Source organism: Halorhabdus amylolytica (assembly GCF_004944975.1).
GTDB lineage: Archaea > Halobacteriota > Halobacteria > Halobacteriales > Haloarculaceae > Halorhabdus > Halorhabdus amylolytica.
Window position 1 is genome coordinate 39,629 of record NZ_SPQG01000006.1, and the last position, 15,439, is coordinate 55,067.

A 15,439-nucleotide genomic window follows, 5' to 3' on the forward strand; every position below is an offset into this window, starting at 1 on the left:
CGACCGTGCCAGCAAAAGCATGGCGGTCGCCATGCTCGTTAGAGCTTCCGCACGGGAGTCGTGTAGCCTGACCGGACTCGCGTCGGTCACCCTATCACGGGCGTCGGAAGCGAAGGGTTGTAGTCCTCGGGGTCGAACGGACGGCCGGATGAGCGATCCCCGCGACGAACAACAATCGTCCGACCGGGACGATCCGTCCCACGAGTCAGTCGACGACGACCGTCCCTCCGAGCGGTCCGAGGTGAACGGCCCCGACGAGGGAGTCCACCCCGAAGCTACTGATTCACCGCAGGACGATGCTCCTCCGTCAGACCGGACCGATCGAAGCCCTCCGTCCCGGAACGATCCGCCGTCGTCCGAGGGGCCACCGGAACAGGACCGACGGCCCGTCGATGGAGAGTCGCCACGAACCTCCATAGGTTCGAGTCGAAAGCACTCTTCGGAGCGATCCGATCTCGACCGAATGGGGGGCCGTAACGATCGTCGAACGGACCGAGGCCCACCACCGAACAGGAGTGAATCGACAGACGATTCCTCACGGTCCGGACTCGTTCTCTACGTCTTCGATATCGCAAGTAGCATCCTCATCGTTGCAGCCATCGGCGGGTTCCTGTTCGCCGCCAGTGGCGTCTGGCCCCCGCTGGTCGCCATCGAGAGTGGAAGTATGGAGCCACACATTCAGGAAGGCGATCTCGTGTTCGTCATGGAGGAACACCGATTCCCTGGTGGCGGGGCACAGGGGGACTCCGGTGTTGTGACCGCTCGTGAAGGACGGGAAACGGGCTACCGGATGTTCGAGGGGTACGGCGACGTGATCGTCTATCAGCCGTACGGAAGCACCGAACAGACACCGATCATTCACCGAGCGATGTTCTGGGTCGAGGAGGGTGAGAATTGGTACGACGAGGCGGACCCGGAATACGTCAGTAACGCTGACTCCTGCGAAGAGCTGGCGAACTGTCCGGCTCCTCACTCTGGCTTCATCACGAAAGGCGACAGCACGTCTGTTAGTCAAGACTACGATCAAGCGATGCGTATCACCAGTCCCGTCAGACCGGAGTGGGTCATAGGTACCGCCGAAGTTCGCGTTCCGATACTGGGAGAGATCCGATTGCTGACCGGCCAGACAGGGGCTAGATCGCAAGCACGGACGAACTCGACGGCCGCCGCTGTCGGTCCCTAAAAACGGGGTCACTACTGATTTCTGAGGACGGACGGCCAGGGATTCTTCGAACTAGGAACCACCATCAGTTCGAACAAGGAGCCACCATCAGTTCACGGGATCGTTTCGGAACATTCACTGCTGATCGAAGCGCGCCTGGATGAACGGCTGGACGTCCTCGATGTCGCCGAGTCTCGAATCCGAATGGAGGACCGCCTCGGTCTCCTCTAGGGGGACCGAGAGACTGATTTCCTTCGTGCGACCGTAGCGGCCCTTCGAGACGACGACGGCGTTGACGATTCCGAGCATGTCCAACTCGGAGATGAGATCTGTCACGCGGCGTTGAGTGAGAACATCGGCGTCGATCTCCTCACAGAGGCGCTTGTAGATATTGTAAACTTCGCCGGTGTTGATGTTGTGCACACCGTTTTGTTCCAGGAGGATGATCGCGAACAGGACGAGTTTCGACTGGGTGGGCAACGTGCGAACGACCTCGACGACCCGATCGAGTTCGATCTTCTCCTGGGCCTGACGGACGTGATCCTCGGCGACGAGATCTGTCTGATCGCGTTCGGCCAGTTCCCCTGCCGTCCTGAGGAGATCGAGTGCACGCCGAGCGTCGCCGTGCTCCTGTGCAGCGAAGGCCGCACACAGGGGGATAACGTCCTCGGATAGGGCACCGTCCTTGAACGCCACGTCCGAGCGCGCCTGCAGGATGTCCCGGAGCTGGTTGGCGTCGTACGGAGGGAAGACGATTTCCTCCTCGCCCAGACTGGATTTCACTCGGGGATCGAGGAAGTCGGTAAACTTCAGGTCGTTAGATATCCCCATGATCGATACCCGTGAGTTCTCGAGTTCGGAGTTCATCCGGGAGAGATTGTAGAGCGTATCGTCACCGCTCTTCTCGACGAGTTTGTCGATCTCGTCGAGCATGATGACGACGACGCGCTCGGTGTAATCCACGGCGTCGAAGAAGGTGTTGTAGACGCGGTCAGTCGGCCAGCCGGTCATCGGCACCTCCTCGAAGTCCTCGCGATCGCTCTCTAAGGATTCGATCCGAGATTCGACGCCCTCGATCGAAGAGAAGTCCGTATCCCCAAGCACATCCGGATCGGATTCGGCGCGATCGGTGAGTTTCCCCAGTTCGTCGATTCGATCGTCGATGTGTGCCTCGTTTTGCTCGATGAACTTGTTCGCGAGCTGGGCGAGGACACGATACTGCGTGTCGGTCACTTCACAGTTGATATACTGGACCTCACAGGGGACCTCGTACTTCTGGGAGGTACGTTCGAGTTCCTCGCTGACGAACTTCGCGCTTGCGGTCTTGCCGGTCCCTGTCTTGCCGTAGATGAGGATGTTCGACGGCGTATCCCCGCGGAGGGCAGCGACGAGGATCGTCGCCATGTTGTTGATCTGCTCCTCGCGATGGGGGAGTTTCCGAGGTGTATATGAGGGACGAAGGACCTCCTTGTTCTCGAAGATAGGTTCCCCGCTCAGGAGGTCATCGAACAACCCCCGCGAGGCCTCGTCCGCTTCCGAATCTTCGTCCTCGAAGACGATGTCGTCAAGCAGTTGCCCGTCGCGTTCCCGGTCTGTGAACGACGACGGTCGCTCCGATGGGTCGAGTTCCCACTCGTCGGTCTCTTCCGCGTCAGCATCGAGGTCAGTTTCGTCCGTATCTTGCATGTTCGTACGTGCCCCCTTTTTCGGGTGGAGATGCGCCCGCAAATCCGATATTCCGGCCTGAGACAGTCGATAGCAGCGATATCGAGAGATTTCGGACAAACGGCTGCGTCCAGTTGAACCACAACAACGGGTGGGTGAAAGAGTATTAAAAATTTCGGTTCAGCTGGTCACCCGTCCGTATCATCCCCACGTTTTGGCTGAACGTCGATCTCGAAGCGGTCTGAACGGAAATGTAGATGATATTGAAGTTTCAGACCCGATAATCCGAGGGTTACCAGTTGAAACCAGCAGTTCAGTTGCAACCGACCAGGTTTGGTGAAATCTGCCAGTTCGACACGTTTCCCAGCTCGAAGGGTCGCAGGCGTGACCGCGTCACAGTCTCGTTGATCCTGTCGATGAGAAACACGGGGCGAACGGGAGTTCCGACAGGATACCCCCACACCCCTTCGTTTCAACTGCAACTCCGCAAAAGAGTGGTGGGGAATACTTCAGTCGCAAGTCTCCTTCTAGAATCGGTACTTTTATGATATATACGATAAAACCAAAACCGTACTGCAGTAATCTCAATGTAGAGAGAGAGAGAAGATATAATCTAGGGATTTCTAGACGGATCCGCTCAGGGACGAATCCACTAGCGAAGACGGACGTCAGACGACACTGCTAGTCCGTCTTAACCCCGATATCCCCTCTATCTACTTTCTTCCGGATCCACTCTCGTATTCGTTATGAAATTCCATCACACCTTTGGACCCATCAACGCGGGAAATCGAAGAGTGAATAGAGTAAACCGAAGAGTGGACGGTGTGTCGGAATTCATTCGCCCTGAACGTCGAGATCGTGATCGTGATCTCGTTGTTCGGTGGTGTTCCACCTGAAACGAAGGGGTGGGGGGTGGAGCGCGTCCTCTGGAAGAGAGACAAGGGGCGTTCGAACGCGGTCAAGGAGAGTCATGGCGGATCGGGCTAGTTCTCCGATCGACTTCCAATCCCTAATATATCGGTATATTTATATATGTCTGACGTACAGTTAAGTGGATTCGACGTGCTACATCGGTCAGATGCCCCGATTCGCTCGGGCGCGGGAGGATAGGATGGGACTGCTCACAGAACTCAGAGACAGCATATCACGCGCGGCATCGACCCTGTTTTCCGAACAGGATCCCAAACGGATTGGAATTTACGGACCACCGAATGCAGGGAAGACGACGCTAGCCAACCGGATCGCCCGGGACTGGACCGGCGACGCAGTCGGCCCCGAGAGTTCGATTCCACACGAGACACGGCGTGCCCGTCGCAAGGAGAACGTCGAGATCGAACGCGACGGCAAGTCCGTCCAGATCGACATCGTCGACACGCCCGGGGTGACGACCAAGGTCGATTACACGGAGTTCCTCGATCACGACATGGAGAAAGACGACGCCGTCCGCCGGTCGCGGGAGGCCACCGAGGGCGTCGCCGAGGCGATGCACTGGCTACGGGAGGACGTTGACGGCGTCATCTACGTTCTGGACTCGACGGAAGACCCCTTCACACAGGTCAACACGATGCTGATCGGCATCATCGAGAGCCAGGACCTGCCGGTGTTGATCTTCGCCAACAAGATCGACCTCGAAGAATCTAGCGTCAAGCGCATCCGTAACGCCTATCCTCAACACGAGACCGTCCCGCTGTCGGCGCTTGAGGGTGACAACATGGACGAGGTCTACGACAAGATCGCGGAGTACTTCGGGTGATCGAGGATGGCTGAAGCAACGAGTAAACCACGCGATGGCGTCCAGATCGACCTCATCAGTGCTGAGCGGATGGACGGGCTGGCCAGCATGGAGAAGATCCGGATGATCCTTGATGGCGTCCGGGACGGTAACATCGTCGTCTTGGAGGAAGGGCTAACCCCTGACGAGGAGTCCCGACTGATCGAGGTGACGATGACCGAGATCAGCCCGGACGAGTTCAACGGGATCGAGATCGAGACCTACCCGCGCTCTGAGACTGCCGACCAGAGCTTCCTCGATCGCCTCATGGGCAAGGAATCGACGAAGAAGTTGACGGTGATCGGGCCGGCCAACCAGATCGAGACGTTACACAAGGACGAAACCCTCATTAGTGCTCTCGTCTCCCGGAAATAATGCCCCACCAGTGTACTGACTGCGGGACGACGTTCGCGGACGGCTCGACGGAGATGCTGTCGGGCTGTCCCGACTGTGGCGGTAACACCTTCCAGTTTCTCCCGGAAAGTTCGGCAGGCGACTCGAGCCAGTCTTCCGGAGCCGAACCTGAACCGACCCCCGATTCGGAACCTGCGCCGAGCGTCGACCGGTCGGAACGCCCGTCTCCGGGCGATTCAGTCGCGAAAACGGTCGGTAATGCGGCGAAAACTGTCAAGGACATCGTCGGGAGTGATCCCGACGGCCCGGGCACGTCCCCCGAGGCCGCCGATCCACTCGAGCCCTGGCCCGAGGAAGGCCCGGGACCGACAGACGATCAGCCGGACGGGACGACCCCGACTGCGGGAGCCGAGTCCACGTCCGCCGATCGACAACGGCGGGCTTCGGCTTCCAGGGCGGAGGACGTGGCCCAGACCTCCGCGCGATCGGCCGTCGTCGCTCCCGAGGAACTCCCCGAATCGGGAACCGCCGAGATGGCCGCCGGTGCTCCTCCTGCCGATGGCTCTCCGTCACCGTCCGATTCCCGGGTCGAGGGCTCTGAAACCGAACCGTCGGATAACGACGAAATCGATCGCCCGGGTCTCGAGGAACTCCGGGAGGAACTCAACGATCAGTTCGAGTCCATCCGCATCGTCGAACCCGGCCAGTACGAACTCAACCTGATGGAACTTTACGAGCGCGAGGAGTACATCATCGCCCTCCAGGAGGATGGGCGCTATCAGATTCAGGTTCCCGAATCCTGGTAAATCCGCGGACATATTTCCCGGCCGGATAAATCCGCGGACATATTTCCTGGCCGGATAAATCCGCGGACGTATCGTCCCGGTCTGTTCGTTCGCACAGCAATCCTTATCGGAGTCCCTGCCGTGACCCCGTACATGCACTATCGGGAAGTCTCAGGCGACCGCGAGTTCGTCGCCCGTCTGGCCCACGGCGAAGACTGGCGCGCCCAGATAGAGGACTTCGCCGCCAAAGAGGGGATCGAGGCGGCCTTCTTCGTCGGCCTCGGTGCCGTTCAGGACGCAACCATCTGGTACTACGATCAGGACCGCGAGGAGTACGACGCAGCCGAGTTCGACGAACCCCTGGAGGTCGCGTCCTGTGTCGGTAACGTCTCACTGCTCGATGACGAGCCGTTCGCGCACACGCACGCGGTCCTCTCGAGACGGGATGGCACTTCCCTCGCGGGTCATCTCGACGCTGCCACGACATTTGCCGGTGAACTGTACGTCAGGGCCTTCGAGACGTCCCTCGAACGTCATCACGACGACGAGACCGATCTGGACCTCTGGGAGTTGTAGATGCCTGGGGACATGGATCGTCAGGTGCGATAGATGCGCGAGGCCGACGAACGCTACTTCGAGCGCTTAGAAACCGGGCTCGACGAAGCCCTCGAGGTTGCCCGCACCGCTCGACAACGCGGTGACGACCCTTCGACCGACGTGGAGATCCCAGTCGCGAAGGACATGGCAGACCGCGTCGAGAACATCCTCGGGATCGATGGCGTCGCAGAGCGCGTCCGTGATCTCGAAGGTGAGATGTCCCGCGAGGAGGCCGCACTCGCCCTCGTCGAGGACTTCGTCGAGGGATCGGTGGGCGATTACGACACGAAAGCGGGCAAGATCGAGGGCGCAGTCCGGACCGCCGTCGCCCTGCTCACCGAGGGCGTCGTCGCGGCCCCGATCGAGGGCATCGATCGCGTCGAAATTCTCGACAACGACGACGGCACGCAGTTCGTCAACGTCTACTACGCTGGCCCGATCCGCTCGGCCGGTGGGACTGCCCAGGCCCTCTCCGTGCTCGTCGCCGACTACGCGCGAACCTTGCTGGACATCGAGGAATACCACGCCCGCAAGGAGGAGATCGGCCGCTACGTCGAGGAGATCGAACTCTACGACGAGGACACCGGACTGCAGTACTCGCCGAAGGACAAGGAGACTCGCCACATCGCCGAGCACATGCCGATCATGCTCGACGGCGAAGCCACCGGCGACGAGGAGGTCTCGGGTTACCGGGATCTCGAACGAGTCGACTCCAACAGTGCCCGCGGCGGGATGTGTCTCGTCATGGCCGAGGGAATCGCCCTCAAGGCCCCAAAGATCCAACGCTATACCCGCCAGCTCGAGGAGGTCGAGTGGCCCTGGCTCCAGGACCTCATCGATGGAACGATCGGCGAAGACGACGAAAGCGACGAGGACGCGGTGGACGGCGATGAGGATGAGTGGGAAGAAGACGGAACTCCAGACGAAACAAAGGGGATTGAAAATCGTGGAGAAAAGAACTCGCCACCACGCGCAGAACCCTCGAAAAAGTACCTGAGAGACCTTATTGCCGGACGTCCTGTCTTCTCACACCCCAGCGAATCGGGTGGGTTTCGACTGCGGTACGGTCGCGCGCGCAATCACGGTAATGCAACCGCCGGCATCCACCCGGCGACGATGCACCTCGTCGACGACTTCCTCGCGACGGGGACCCAGATCAAGACCGAACGTCCCGGGAAAGCAGCCGGGATCGTCCCAGTCGACACCATCGAGGGACCGACGGTCAGACTCGCCAACGGAGATGTCCGACGGATCGACGACCCGGAGGAAGCGAAGGAAGTCCGCAACGGTGTCGAGAAGGTCCTCGACCTGGGCGAGTACCTGGTCAATTACGGCGAGTTCGTCGAGAACAACCACCCGCTCGCCCCCGCGTCCTACACTGTCGAGTGGTGGCGCCAGGAGTTCGCCGAGACCGACGCGGATGTCCGGGCGATGGCGGACTCCGTGGCGGTCGATCTCGACGATCCCGGCCCGGAGGAGGCTTTGAAGTGGGCCCGGGAGTACGACGCGCCGCTGCACCCGAAATACACCCACCTCTATCACGACGTGAGCGTCGAAGCGATCGACGTGCTGGCCGATGCGATCGGCGACGGCGAGGTCATCACCGGGGACGGGGCGGCGATGGCGGGTCGTCAGTCGGCGGACGCCACGACTGGCGATCTCGTTTTGGCGAACGACGATCCCGTTCGAAAGACCCTCGAATCGCTGCTGGTCGACCATACCCAGACCGACGCTTCGCTCATCGTCCCAGCCTGGCAACCGCTCGTCGAGACACTGGGGTTCGACGATGACCTGACGCGTACGTGGACGATCGACGACCTCTCCGAACGGGCCCGAACCTACGACGACGGCGAGAACGCGATCAGGGCCGTCAACGAGATTTCCTCCTTCGAAGTGCGTGAGCGTGCCCCCACGCGGATCGGCAACCGGATGGGTCGCCCCGAGAAGTCCGAGGAGCGGGAACTCTCGCCTGCCGTCCACACGCTGTTCCCGATCGGTGAGGCCGGCGGCAACCAGCGTGACGTCGCAAAGGCCGCCGGCCACGCCGACGAGATGGGTGACGCACCCGGCGAGGTCGAACTCGAAGTCGGCCGTCGCCGCTGTGTCGACTGCGGGACGGACACCTACCGCCCACGGTGTCCGGACTGTGGCGGCGTCACCGAGTCAGTGTACGTCTGCCCGGACTGCGACCGGGAGGTCGAACCCGACGAGTCCGGGCGGGCAGAGTGTCCGCGCTGTGAGACGCTGGCCTCGCCGACGCGAGAGACCACGATCGACGTGGGTCAGGAGTACCAGCAGGCCCTGGACGCGGTCGGCGAGCGCGAGGTTGCCTTCGACGTGCTCAAAGGTGTCAAGGGACTTACTTCGAAGGAGAAGACGCCCGAACCGATGGAGAAGGGAATCCTCCGGGCCAAACACGACGTCAGCGCGTTCAAGGATGGGACGGTCCGCTACGACATGACCGACCTTCCCGTCACGTCGGTTCGACCAGCCGAACTCGACGTCACCGTCGAGCAGTTCCGCGAGTTGGGCTACGAAGAAGACATTCGTGGCGATCCGCTCACCCACGACGACCAGCTGGTCGAACTCAACGTTCAGGACATCGTCCTCTCGGACGGTGCTGCCGAGCACATGCTCAAGACCGCTGACTTCATCGACGACTTGCTCACCTCTTATTACGGGCTCGAACCGTACTACGAACTCGAAGATCGTGACGATCTCGTCGGCGAACTCGTCTTCGGGATGGCGCCACACACCAGCGCGGCGACTGTCGGTCGCGTGGTCGGCTTCACCTCGGCTGCCGTCGGGTACGCCCATCCGTACTTTCACGCGGCGAAACGTCGGAATTGTGACGGAGATGAAGATTGTGTAATGCTTCTCCTTGATGGACTTTTGAACTTTAGTATAAAATTCTTGCCAGATCAGCGGGGTGGGAGGATGGACGCGCCCCTGGTCATGTCCTCCCGCATCGATCCCGCAGAGATCGACGACGAGGCCCACAACATCGACATCGTCGAGGAGTATCCCCTGGAACTGTACGAGGCAACCCGGGAGATGGCCCATCCGGAAGACGTCGACGTCACGATTGCCGAGGATACGCTGGGGACCGACGACGAGTACACGGGGTTCAACCACACCCACGACACCAGCGATATTGCCCTCGGGCCGGATCTCTCAGCCTACAAGACCCTCGGTTCGATGGAGGACAAGATGGACGCCCAGCTCGAGATCTCCCGGAAACTCCGGGCGGTCGACGAGAGCGACGTCGCCGAGCGCATCATCGAGTATCACTTCCTGCCGGACTTGATCGGCAATCTGCGGGCCTTCTCGCGCCAGGATGTGCGATGTCTGGGGTGCGGCGAGAAGTATCGTCGTGTCCCTCTCACCGGGGACTGCCGGGAGTGTGGCGGCGACGTCAACCTGACCGTCCACGAGGGCTCGGTCAACAAGTATATCGACACGGCGATCCGTGTCGCCGAGGAGTTCGGCGCCCGGGAGTACACCAAACAGCGCTTGGAGATCCTCGAACGCTCGATCGAGCGCGTCTTCGAGGACGATACGAGCAAACAGACCGGGATCGCGGATTTCATGTGATGTCTGCGGGGCTGGGACTGATACGGATTGCTCTAACTATTTCACGTGACGACCGCCCGATTGCGGACGGTCGATATGGTAATGACTTAGAGCAATTCGTATGAGGATCGCCGACGGATTCTTGCCACGCGATCGCGTGGACTGAGATATGTTTCGGTCCGCCGGTATCGTTGGTTCGATCCGCAGGTCGCGTTGTCGTCGCGGTCGATCGAGGGTGGCCTAGCGTGGTCGCGATTGTAACGGTCGGGAGCGCGGTACTCGACCGCGTTTACACGCTCACGAACCTGCCGGAGCCCGACGGTGGTGCCTTCGTCACCGACGCCACCGAACGGGCAGGTGGCGTCGCAGCGAACGTTGGCTGTGCGCTCGCGGCCCTTGAGCACGATGTCGGGGTACTCTCCCGGGTCGGCGACGACGACGCGGCCGAGACGATCGTCGACTCCCTGCGCGATCACGGCGTCGATACCTCCGGAGTCCGTGCGGGCGAAGGCGCTTCTTCCTACACGCTCGTCCTCCGGGGGCCCGACGGCGATCGCATGATCGTCGCCGGGGGCGATAGCGTCCCACAGCTTCGACTCCAGGCGACCGATCGCGATCGGGTACGCGGGGCCGACTGCGTGTTTACGAGTGCTTACGCTCCCGACGCCGTCGTGACCGACCTCCTGGACCTCCGTGAATCGGGAGCTATCGAGGCCCTCGCGTTCGATCTCGCCGGTCCCATCGAGGAACTCGAAGGTCGCGGGACTGCGCCGGGGACGATCGACCGCCTCGCGAGGACCGCTGACCTATTCGTCGTGGGTGAGGTCGCCGCCCGCTCGTATCTCGGGACGGACCCACGGGACGCCGCCGAGCGACTGCGTGAGGCGGGGGCCGCCCGCGTCGCGGTCACCGTCGGTGCCGACGGCGCGTACCTGGCCGAGGACGAACTGACTCACATCGAGGCCGTCGAGACCGATGTCGTCGATACGACTGGCGCAGGCGACGCGTTCACGGCGGCACTGATCGACGCCTGGGTGCTTGGCGACCGTACAGCAGGCGTTGCGGGCCAGGTGGCAGCTGCTGCGGCGGCCCAGAACTGTACCGCACCCGGCCCCCGCGGTGCGCTCCCCACTCGCGAGGATCTCCCAGAGCTGTAATTTCGGCTGTCCGCCGACACGTCAGGCCGTCAGCGACTGTCGCCGGTTTCGGCCGCCTCGACCAACCGTTGTACCCGTTGCTCGTCGACGGGGGCGGTCGTCTCCCCGTCCTGCTTGAGCGCGGTACCGACGATGGCGCCGTCGGCGAGATCGAGCGTCTCGGCCACACTTGCCTGCCTGACGCCACTCCCGACGAATACTGGCGCCTCAACGTCGAGTTTATCCCGGGCCTCGACGACGCCCCGGAGGTGTTCGCGGTCCGTCTTTTCGCCCGTTCCGACGCCGCTGGCGACGATGCCGTCGGCGTGACCTCGCTCTAGCAGTTCCGCGACTTCCTCCTCGAGGGGCCGTTCGGCGAGTGGGGCTGAGTGTTTGACGTCGACGTCCGCGAGTATCGAGACATCGGTGTCCAGCCGTTCGCGAAGGCGGACTGTCTCGGCCGCACGGCCGGTGACGACGCCCTGGTCGGTGAGGCGCGCTCCCGAGTGGACGTTGACGCGGACGAACGATGCGCCGGCCGCCGCCGCAACAGACAGGGCCGCCTCGGCGTCGTTTCTGAGGACGTTGACGCCCACGGGCAGATCGATCTCCCGTTGGAGGTCGGCGACGAGGGCCGCCATCGATGCCACGACGTGTTTTGGCACGTCCTCGGCGTAGAACGGCGCGTCGCCGAAGTTCTCGACCATCACGGCGTCGACGCCGCCCGCCGCCAGGCGTCGCGCGTCCCGAATCATCGCGTCCCGGATCGAACTCCTGTCGCCGTCGAAGGCCGGCGCGCCGGGCAGCGGTGCCAGATGTACCATCCCGATGACCGCACGATCGCCACCAAAATCAAGACTCATCGGTCGATCCGCCCTCCCATCGTAGTACCCGGTTTTCCGCCCATGTACTCCTCGGCGATGCCGCCGTCGTGGACCATATCCACATCACGTCACGCGCGCAGAAATATGTTCAGTCGGTCGATCTCCTCCGCCCGGAACCTGGGTCTGGGTGAGCTACGACCTGGAGCGTCACGTTCACTCGTCGGCCGGGTCGATCTCGGTGACGAGACCGGGTTCGTCGCTGGCGATGAGGATGATCCGATCGGTGACGTCCTCCATCGTGTTGGCGAGATCATCGAACAGGATCGCGAGTTCGCGATACAGCAGCGGTTGCTCGATCGATTCGTCGGCGAAGGCGGTCGCGATGACGTCGTCTTTGATCGAGTCGCAGCGACTCTCCATGTCCCTGATCGCTTTGATATCGTCGTACAGCGTTTCGGTTTCGTCAGTTCTGGCGAGGGCTTTGACCAACCGCTCGACGACGTCTTCGAGCGTCGCTGTCATGTTCGCGACGTGGTCGGCCATCTCGGCCAGTCCCTCGAAACACGCGTTGTCGTGGGCCGGCTGCATGATCGGCAACTCCTGGGCGATCCGTTCGGTGAGGTTCGCCAGGACGTCGATCCTTTTGAAGAACTCGATGAGTTCCGTCTGGTTGTAGTTGAACCGCGTATTGAGCAACCCCATGTCCTCCGGATCGGAGTTCGTGATTTCGCTGGTGATACTCCGGATCATCCGATCGCCCTCGCTCTCAAGGTCGCCGATACGCTCGACGATTTCCTCAACGTCGTCACCACCAGCGTACTGTTCGAGCAGCGTCGGCAGCAGGCTGACACATTCGTCGAGGGTGTCCATGTATTCGTCCGTCCGTCGTTCGAGTTCCACTCCGAAATCCTCGCTCATATCGTAGCTTCGAACGGAGACGGTTAAGAGCGTTCCTGACCGCCGTCGTTCGGAGCGAGTCTAAATCGAGTCGTCGGTTGACCCGAGAATCGCGGTCCGTTTCCGGTCTCCATGAACCCCTTCGCTTCGGCCGCTGTCCGGACGGCCTGCTCGTCCTCTGGGACCAGCAGTTCGACTGCCATCCTCTCTGTTCGAGCGAACCTGATTGGTTCCTCGAGCAATCGTCGACAGACTCGCTCGGAGCCGGCGATCTGGGTGACGTGAACGGTCTGTTCCCGGGCGTCGAAACTCACGACCCCGATGATCTGCTCGTCACGTTGGCTCTCGACCGCGTCGTCGGCTTCGATTACTTCGACCGCGACGCGGACCGTCCGATCGTGGACGAGATTACGCATCACGTCGGGTGGTGACTCCGTGAGCGACGCCATGTGTTCGGCGTCGGCTTCGACAGCGTCGCGGAGGTGCATACAATTTGTTACTAGCTATCATCCCTTCAATACTGTCGTTTCACAATTTCTCTCGAGGGCTCGTTCTGGATACACGGTACAACCGTTCGATCTCGATGATCAGGGCTGGTTCGATAGTAAAATTTAACATATATGTGTAATTGTCTCTGTATCATATGAGGATAGTACCGATACCGGGGGAGATCTTGCGAACCAGTCTCTTCTTTTGACTGACGTTTAATGGGCTAGTCACGCTCGGAACCATACCGCTCGTCGTGGTTCTTCCGAGTTTATATATCGATCAGTACACAGCTCGTCGATCAGTTCGGCATGTTCGTGGCACTTTTGTGGGGCTTGATCGCATCGGGCGTATTACTAGTGGCCGGGGTTGGATTTATTATCCTCCTGGTTGTCCGGATGCTCGTCGTCTACGTCACCTTCGCGTTGTTACCGGTGTTGATGGGGTTCCAACTCGTCGAAGTCGGCCCCTGGTCGAAAGTGAATCAGATGGGTAAGAAGTTCATCGCGGCGAGTGGGAAACTCCTCATCTTCGGGGTGCTCATCACGGCACTTATCTGGGCGAGTACAATAATGATCGACTTCGATCGATACGACTCGTCGGGCGGGACGTTCGCCGGAGGCACGACAGATCAGGTCCAACCGCCAGCGGGGGAGTTCGGGTCGCCTGGCGGCATTTCGACACTGATAGTTGACTTTTTCAAACTGGTCACGCCACTGTTGGTCGTCAATTTCCTCGGATTTCAGTACGTGATGGAGGTGATTTGAGATGCTCCTGCAGTACGTCCAGCAGTCAATACTACAAGCAGTCTGCAAGCAGGGGGGATTGGGACACATGATTGTCCTGGAAAACGTGCGGACAGTCGTTCTTCTGTTCGGCATCAAGGACACGGTTCGATCGATCATCAACGACCTGTTCAACGCCGTGTTCGATTTCATGCTCGAACTCTTTGGGGATATTACGAGTTCCTTTTTGACGATCGATCCGGCCCAGCTACAGCCGTTCGAAGACATCTGGACAGTGGGGACACTCGTCTTTTTCAGCTTCCTCACCTTGTATGCTGCCTCGATGCTGGGATTGGCACAGGTTTTTCCAGGCGCTCAGCAGACCGACCCAGCCCGATTCTTTTCGAGAGCGCTCGCTGCGACACTCTCTCTGTGGATCGTCAACCCCCCTGGGTGGGGATCGGATCTCTTCTCGAAGGGCGCGTTCGGCTGGGCGTTCGTCGTCGTGAACGAGATCTGCACGGTGTATCTCGAGCAGGTCGGGACGACTTTCTCGTTTCAGAGCGAGACCCTCGCCGGCGCACTGGGTGGTGGATTCATTCTCCTCGGGTTCGCGCTCTTCATCGGCGTACCGATACTGGTATTCGAGTTCGTGCTCCTCGCCCTCCTCGTCGCCAGGCAGGTCATCATCTTCTTCACGTATGGGCTCTATCCCGTGTTGATCGTGTTCTGGGTGGCCGACGCCGGTCCACTGCGGTACGGCAAGCAACTCTCCTCGAAGCTGTTCAAAACGGCCATCACGGCACTGGTCGGCGGTATCCTCTTCGCGGCCGTCTTCACGACGGGCATCGCCCTCATCAGTGGTAATAGTCACGTCTTCGGTGGTGGCGCAGTGACCCAGGGGGCGAGTGGGGGTGCCCCCGTCGCGGAGGGCGTGTTCGCGACAGGTTCTTCGAGCGATTACCTGACGACTATCGTCTTCAAACTGATGGTCATCGGTGCAACGTGTTTGTTACCGACTCTCATGCTGGTCCAGATGTTGGGTGCAATTGGCAGTGGCATCACGTCGGTCGCACGACTGGGTGCCGCCGTCGCGTCGGGTGGCGCAAGTGTCGCTGCGTCGGGGGCGATGATGGCTACCAAGGAGATGAGCAAGAAAGGCGTCAAGAAGGGGGCCAAATCGGCAGCCAAGAAGGGCAAAAAGAAGGCCACACAGGGGATCAAAGATCAGGCGAAGTCCGCGGCAAGTACAGCCGCCGAGCGGGCGAATCCCGCCGACAGGGGGAGCGGACGGACGGGTAGTGGCGATCGCAATTCGGTCCTGAAGCGCAACGCCCCCCAGCTACAACAGTCCCAGCTCTCAGGGAACCAGTTTGACGGCGACGAATCAGCGACCGACGAGGATGACGGGACATCGGGCCGGTCGAAATACCGTCGACGATAACGGCAGGTGAGACGTACAGT

The 15,439-nt window shown here is 60.8% G+C and carries 13 protein-coding genes; 9 read left to right on the forward strand and 4 right to left on the reverse strand.

Going from position 1 to position 15,439, the window contains the following annotated elements; translation table 11 throughout:
- Positions 1–463: 463 nt before the first annotated feature.
- Positions 464–1,183 (forward strand): S26 family signal peptidase, encoded by a 720-nt coding sequence (locus tag E3374_RS09425; protein WP_136688835.1) that lies wholly within the window; start codon positions 464–466, stop codon positions 1,181–1,183.
- A gap of 114 nt (positions 1,184–1,297) precedes the next feature.
- Here E3374_RS09425 and E3374_RS09430 read toward each other — a convergent pair whose 3' ends face one another.
- Positions 1,298–2,848 carry a Cdc6/Cdc18 family protein gene (locus E3374_RS09430; protein ID WP_248299435.1) on the reverse strand — a complete coding sequence of 517 codons (1,551 nt, stop codon included), beginning with the start codon at positions 2,846–2,848 and terminating at the stop codon, positions 1,298–1,300.
- Between the two features lie 1,090 nt (positions 2,849–3,938).
- Here E3374_RS09430 and E3374_RS09435 point away from each other — a divergent pair.
- The 6 genes from E3374_RS09435 (at position 3,939) to E3374_RS09460 (ending at position 11,064) form a co-directional block, all read left to right on the forward strand.
- Positions 3,939–4,580, forward strand: a complete 642-nt coding sequence (locus E3374_RS09435; protein WP_136688836.1) for an Era-like GTP-binding protein — start codon at positions 3,939–3,941, stop codon at positions 4,578–4,580.
- 6 nt (positions 4,581–4,586) lie between these two features.
- Positions 4,587–4,973 carry a DUF2073 domain-containing protein gene (locus E3374_RS09440; RefSeq protein WP_136688837.1) on the forward strand — a complete coding sequence of 129 codons (387 nt, stop codon included), beginning with the start codon at positions 4,587–4,589 and terminating at the stop codon, positions 4,971–4,973.
- The gene (locus E3374_RS09445; protein WP_136688838.1) at positions 4,973–5,758 is read left to right on the forward strand and encodes an OapC/ArvC family zinc-ribbon domain-containing protein; all 786 of its coding nucleotides are present in this window, start codon (positions 4,973–4,975) and stop codon (positions 5,756–5,758) included. Before E3374_RS09440 ends, E3374_RS09445 begins: the two co-directional genes overlap by 1 nt.
- 132 nt (positions 5,759–5,890) lie before the next feature.
- Positions 5,891–6,313 carry a PPC domain-containing DNA-binding protein gene (locus E3374_RS09450; RefSeq protein ID WP_136688839.1) on the forward strand — a complete coding sequence of 141 codons (423 nt, stop codon included), beginning with the start codon at positions 5,891–5,893 and terminating at the stop codon, positions 6,311–6,313.
- A gap of 33 nt (positions 6,314–6,346) precedes the next feature.
- Positions 6,347–9,928 carry a DNA polymerase II large subunit gene (locus E3374_RS09455; protein ID WP_136688840.1) on the forward strand — a complete coding sequence of 1,194 codons (3,582 nt, stop codon included), beginning with the start codon at positions 6,347–6,349 and terminating at the stop codon, positions 9,926–9,928.
- Between the two features lie 224 nt (positions 9,929–10,152).
- Complete coding sequence (locus tag E3374_RS09460) at positions 10,153–11,064, forward strand: carbohydrate kinase family protein (RefSeq protein WP_136688841.1); 912 nt, start codon at positions 10,153–10,155, stop codon at positions 11,062–11,064.
- Positions 11,065–11,093: 29 nt separating this feature from the next.
- Here the strand turns inward: E3374_RS09460 and E3374_RS09465 are convergent, their stop codons facing one another.
- The 3 genes from E3374_RS09465 to E3374_RS09475 all read right to left on the reverse strand — a co-directional run bounded on the left by E3374_RS09465 (position 11,094) and on the right by E3374_RS09475 (position 13,252).
- On the reverse strand, positions 11,094–11,906 hold the full coding sequence (locus tag E3374_RS09465; protein WP_136688842.1) for a BtpA/SgcQ family protein: 813 nt from the start codon (positions 11,904–11,906) through the stop codon (positions 11,094–11,096).
- A gap of 174 nt (positions 11,907–12,080) precedes the next feature.
- Positions 12,081–12,785: a DUF47 domain-containing protein gene (locus tag E3374_RS09470; RefSeq protein WP_136688843.1), complete on the reverse strand. Its 705-nt coding sequence runs from the start codon at positions 12,783–12,785 to the stop codon at positions 12,081–12,083.
- 23 nt (positions 12,786–12,808) lie between these two features.
- Entirely contained in the window at positions 12,809–13,252 is a 444-nt protein-coding gene (locus E3374_RS09475) for a hypothetical protein (RefSeq protein WP_136688844.1), read from the reverse strand.
- Between the two features lie 357 nt (positions 13,253–13,609).
- Between E3374_RS09475 and E3374_RS09480 the strand changes: the two genes are divergently transcribed.
- Both E3374_RS09480 and E3374_RS09485 read left to right on the forward strand, forming a co-directional pair.
- Complete coding sequence (locus tag E3374_RS09480) at positions 13,610–14,017, forward strand: hypothetical protein (RefSeq protein WP_136688845.1); 408 nt, start codon at positions 13,610–13,612, stop codon at positions 14,015–14,017.
- 1 nt (position 14,018) lies between these two features.
- On the forward strand, positions 14,019–15,419 hold the full coding sequence (locus E3374_RS09485) for a hypothetical protein (protein ID WP_136688846.1): 1,401 nt from the start codon (positions 14,019–14,021) through the stop codon (positions 15,417–15,419).
- The last annotated feature ends 20 nt before the right edge of the window (positions 15,420–15,439 follow it).